Raw genomic sequence first — 5,157 nt, 5'->3', positions numbered from 1 at the left:
AGAACCGCGGCACGATGTCGTGGCCGGGGAACTCCCCGCCGAACAGGAACATCTGGATGTACGTGCCGACCAGCGGCACGGCGAGGATCGAGCCCTCGATGAACCGGATGCCGGTGCCGGAGAGCAGGTCGTCGGGCAGGGAGTAGCCGAAGAAGCCGTCCAGCATGCCGAGGAAGAGCAGCAGGAAGCCGAACACCCAGTTGATCTCGCGGGGCTTGCGGAAGGCGCCGGTGAAGAACACCCGCATCATGTGGACGAACATGGCGGCGACGAAGACGATCGCCGCCCAGTGGTGGATCTGCCGGATCAGCAGGCCGCCGCGCACCTCGAAGCTGATGTCCACGGTGGAGGCGTAGGCCTCCGACATCGGGACGCCCTTGAGCGGCACGTACGAGCCGGCGTAGACCACCTCGCCCATGCTGGGCTTGAAGAACAGCGTCAGCCAGACGCCGGTCAGGATGATGATGACGAAGGTGTAGAGGCAGATCTCGCCCAGCATGAAGGACCTAGCATGAAGGACCAGTGGTCCGGGAAGATCTTCCGCAGGTTCGCCCTGGCCAGGGAGTAGATCCCCAGCCGGCCGTCCGCCCAGTCGGCGGCCCGCTGCCCCCGCCCAGGGCTCTGATTCCGGGTCATGTGCACGCACCTCGGTCCGAAGGAAGCGGGGAGGAGTCCCCGGTTCGCACTGGTGCCCACGATAACCGGGGGGTAATCCCCATTTCCATTCGGGGTGGTCGGTGCGCCGAAGGGCGGCGGGTCCTAGGCGGTCGGTGGTTCCACCCGGGCGTACGCCTCCGGCGGGATCGGGAAGCGCCTCAGCAACTCCTCCATCCAGGCGGTCGGATGGGTGGCCGGAGCCGCGCCGCCGGGCAGGGCGCGCGCCTTGCGGATGCCGTCGAGCAGTGCCTCCACCGCGGCCTCGGTGGTGTACCGCTCGGAGATCCAGCGGCGGCCCGCCCGCCGCACCTCGTCCTGGCCGGGCAGGTCGAGCAGTTCCAGGGCCCGGTCCGCCAGCCGGTCCGTTTCGAGTTCCGGGATCCGCCACGCGGACGGCGAGTCGAACAGTTCCGCTCCGCCGCCGCCGGCGTAACCGGTCACCAGGCAGCCGCTGGCCATCGCCTCGGCCGGCGGCAGGCCGAAGCCCTCGCCCTCGGGCGCTCCCAGCGCGATGAACACCGAGGTGTCCGACAGCACGCGGGCGACCTCCTCGTGCGGGACCGCGTGGATGTCGTACAGCTCGACGCCCCTGGACCGCGGGTCGGCGTGGAGCAGACGGTGGAGCAGCGTGCTCTCGACCGGGCGCTTGCGGGACATCCACGCGATGCGCCGGACCCGCCCGGTCGACGCCGGCCGGAACAGCCCGGTGTCGACGGTGTTCGGCACCAGGTGCGGTTCGAACCCGGGCAGGGCGCGGCGGAGCATGTCGGCGCCCGCCTTCGAGACCGTCCACAGGGCCGGCCGGGCCGACCAGCCCGGGTACGGGCCGGGGGCGGGGCAGGTCAGGAAGTGGACGTAGTGCCCCTGCGAGTAGACGACCTTGCGGCCGCCGGGAGCCGGGTCGCGGCCCGGGAGCACGCTGACCTCGGGCAGCACGAGGACGTCCTCGGGGCCGAGGTCCAGGGTCATCCCGGACAGCGTCGGCACGTCGTCGTCGAACCACGTGTAGCGGAAGCCCGGTGTGGGCGTCCAGCGGTACGCCTCGACGCCGGCGGCCCGCAGCAGCGCGACCTGTTGGTTCAGGACGCGGATGCCGCCCAGCGGGAACTGGAACTCGAACGACGCGTAGACGACTCGGCCGGTCACCGAACCTCCCTGACGAACCAGCGACTTGAGCGGAACAGGGCTTCACGGATCCAGGGACCCACGGACCCCCGGACCCCCCGGAACCAGGGAACCAGGGATCCGGGACTACTGCAGGTGCTCCTCGATCTCGGCGATCAGCCCGTCCTCGAAGCGGAAGTAGGTGGTGGCGTGGACCCGGCTGCGGGTGCCGTCCGGCGCCTCCAGCACCAGGACGTGCTGCTGGAGCACCTCGTCGGGCTTGTGGAAGCGGCGCACGACCTCGTACCGCAGGGAGTCGACGGTGGCGAAGAACGCGGCGATCCGCTCCAGCCGGGCGTCGATCGGCCGGGTGCCGTCGCCGTCGTTCTGCCACACCGTGGCGCCGGGGGTGCACAGGGCCCGGAAGCCGGCGAGGTCGCGTGCCTCCAGCAGCCGCAGTCCGGCGTCCACCGTCGCGTCGAGGTCCTGGTCCATGGGCTTCTCCGTTCAGTGCGGGCGGGAAGGGGAGGGGTGCCGGTCGAGCAGGCCGAGGCCGCGCAGGTCGGTGACGTACTTGGCGACGAGGGCGGGGGACAGCCGCGGCACGTCCCGGTCGGGCCCGATCCCGGCCGCCCGGACGGCCTCCCGGAACCGCGGGGCCGGGGCGGGCCGGTCCTCGCCCGGCTGCTCGAAGGCGTGCAGCAGGGGCAGCACCGAGTGGGTGCGCTGCCGTTCCGGCAGGGCCCGGACCGCGGTCGTGAAGCGGGCGAACCAGTCGTCGTAGTCGTCGACGCGCCGGATCGGGTGGCCGTCCTCGACCAGCCAGTCCACGAGGGTGTCCAGTGAGGCGCCGTCGTCGTGCGGGTTCCAGGCGTTGTAGGTGCGGTAGCCGTCCGGGCCCGGGGTGCCCAGCGCGGTGACCGCCTCGGCGAGGAAGTCGACCGGGAGGCCGTCGTACCGCGCGGGCGTGCCGCCGCGGTGGAACGACCGCGGCGCGATCCCGGTGGCCACCAGGCTGAGGACCAGCCGGGTGAACACGTCGGGCACGTTCAGCTGTCCCGGGTAGCTGCTGTGCGCGAGGATCATGCCCGACCGGAACGTGGTGACCGGCAGGCCGTACCGTTCGTGGGCCTCCCGCAGCAGCACCTCGCCCGCCCACTTGCCCGCGGCGTACCCGTCGGCGTACCCGCGGCCGAGGCGACGGTGCGGGATCGCCTCCCGGACGTCGGCGTCCTCGTCGAGCGCGGACGGCCCGGCTCCGCCGCGCACGGCCACGGTGGACAGGTAGGTGACGGGCTTGAGCCGTTCGGTGAGCGCCAGCCGGACCAGTTCGGCGGTGCCCGCGACGTTGGGGCCGAACAGCTCGGCGTAGGGCAGCAGGTGGTTGACCAGTGCGGCCGGGTGGACGACCAGGTCCACCGACTCGGCCAGCCCGTTCCACACCGCCCGGTCCAGGCCCAGGCGCGGTTCGGCGAGGTCCCCGGCGAGGACCGTCAGCGTGCCGGCGGCCAGCTCCCGGTACAGCCGGGCCGCCTCGCCCCCGGCGCCGAAGGCCCGGGCGAGCCGTTCGGCCGCGTCGGCGGGCGTGCGGCCGCGGACGAGGCAGACCAGCCGGCCGCCGGACGGGGCCAGCCGGCGGAGCCACTCCAGGCAGAGGAAGCGGCCGAGGAACCCGTTGGCGCCGGTCAGCAGGACGGTCCGGGGGGACTCCGCGGGGCCGGGCAGGCCCGGCGCGGCGGCCAGGGTCGGGGCGTCGATGAACCGGTCCGGGGTGAGGTCGCGGGCCCGGACCTCGGTCGCGTCGCCGCCGTGCACGGAGGCGGCCGTGGGCCTGCTCCCCGGGGCGGTGCGCCGGGCCTCGACGTACGCCGCCACCCCGGCCAGGTCGGTGGCCGGGCCGAGGACGACGCCGACCGGCACCTCGACGTCCAGGACCTCCTTCAGGAGGGTGGTGAAGGACAGCGCGGAGAGCGAGTCGCCGCCGAGCTCGGTGAACCGCGCGCCGGTGTCCGCGCCGGCGTCGGCCCGGCCCAGGACGGCGCGCACGGCCCGGTTCACGGTCTCCTGGACCGGCCGGTCGGCACCGGTCCGGCGCAGTTCCCGCAGCTGCCGGCCCTGTTCGTCGGCGAGTTCGGCGTAGCGGCGCTCCAGGGCCGCGCCGTAGCGTTCACGGAGCCGGGGGCGCAGCAGCTTGTGGCTGTCGGAGAGCAGGCCGTTGGCCGGGCTGAAGGGCTCGGTCTCGACCAGGAAGTCCCGGGGCACCTCGTACGGGTTGAGCCCGTTCTCCCGGGCGGTGCGCCGCAGTTCCCGGTCGATCAGCAGCTTGAGCGCGGCCGGGTCGCCGTCGGCGCGGGCGATCGCCTCCGGGGTGGGCACCACCACGGCGAGCAGGTGGGAGCGTTCGCTGTTGCCGTACACGAAGACCTGCCGGACCAGCGGGCTGCCGAGGAAGACGCCCTCCAGCCGGGAGACGGTGACGAACTCGCCCTGGGACAGCTTGAGCACGTCCTTGGTGCGGCCGACGTAGACCAGCCGGTCCGGCCCGACCTCGGCCATGATGTCGCCGGTGCGGTAGTAGCCGTCCTCGTCGAAGACGGCGGCGGTGAGCTCGGGCCGGCGGTAGTACCCGGGGATGGCGGCGCTCGTCCTGAGCAGCAGCTCGCCGCGCGGGTGCGGCCGGTCGGTGCGGAAGCAGCCCAGCTCCGGGACGTCGACCAGCTTGTAGTCGAGGACGGGCGGGCGCTGCACCACGGTGTCCAGCAGTACCCCGCCGGCCTCGGTCGAGCCGTAGCCGGTGTACAGGTGCAGTCCCAGGCAGGACTCGACGAACTCCGCGACCTCGGCGGACAGCGGCGCCGTCCCGCAGAAGGCCTTCGCCACCCGCCCGCCCAGGACGGTCTCCCGCAGGTGGGCCTTGACGGCCGCGTCGACGTCGCCGGGCTCGCCGGCCCGCCGGTCGAGTTCGCCGCGGTACCGCTGGAAGAGCATGTCGCAGATCCGGGGGACCATGGTCAGCTCGGTGGGCCGGACCAGCGCGATGTCCTCGAACAGGGAGGACAGGTCGCTCCTGGCGGTGAAGCAGCCCAGGCCGCCCCGGGCGAGCGTGCCCAGCACCGACATCCGGCCCGCCTGGTGGCTCTGCGGCATGTAGTGGACGACGACGGACGGCACGTCGGCGGGCCCGTAGACGAATCCCCACCACGCGTTGCGGGCGAGGCGCTGCGGGTACATCGCCCCCTTCGGGGCGCCGGTGCTGCCGGAGGTGTAGAGGAGCAGGGCCAGCGGGTCCTCGCCCGGGGCGGGGACGTGCAGCGGGGGGTCGGGCAGCAGGGCGCCGCGCCCGACCGCGGCGCTGAGCGTGTCGAGCACGGCGGTGCCGCCGGCCTCGGCCAGCCG

The 5,157-nt window shown here is 73.5% G+C and carries 3 protein-coding genes and 1 pseudogene; all 4 read right to left on the bottom strand.

The window, feature by feature from the left end:
* Positions 1-636 (bottom strand): annotated as a pseudogene (locus AE652_RS34790) (cytochrome bc complex cytochrome b subunit); the annotation flags it as partial.
* Positions 637-759: 123 nt separating this feature from the next.
* The gene (locus AE652_RS34785; protein ID WP_049658965.1) at positions 760-1,803 is read right to left on the bottom strand and encodes a glycosyltransferase; all 1,044 of its coding nucleotides are present in this window, start codon (positions 1,801-1,803) and stop codon (positions 760-762) included.
* A gap of 105 nt (positions 1,804-1,908) precedes the next feature.
* The gene (locus AE652_RS34780; RefSeq protein ID WP_049658964.1) at positions 1,909-2,256 is read right to left on the bottom strand and encodes a nuclear transport factor 2 family protein; all 348 of its coding nucleotides are present in this window, start codon (positions 2,254-2,256) and stop codon (positions 1,909-1,911) included.
* A gap of 12 nt (positions 2,257-2,268) precedes the next feature.
* A partial coding sequence (gene car / locus AE652_RS34775) for a carboxylic acid reductase (protein WP_049658962.1) occupies positions 2,269-5,157 on the bottom strand: 2,889 nt, incomplete at its 5' end.

It is taken from the genome of Kitasatospora sp. MY 5-36 (assembly GCF_001182915.1).
Taxonomy (GTDB): domain Bacteria; phylum Actinomycetota; class Actinomycetes; order Streptomycetales; family Streptomycetaceae; genus Kitasatospora.
Note: the sequence above shows the minus strand (reverse complement) of the source record. Positions and strands in the feature narration are given on the sequence as shown.

Excerpts from the sequence above, each read along its gene's own strand:
- AE652_RS34780 (WP_049658964.1), bottom strand. The coding sequence starts at position 2,256 with ATGGACCAGGACCTCGACGCGACGGTGGACGCCGGACTGCGGCTGCTG.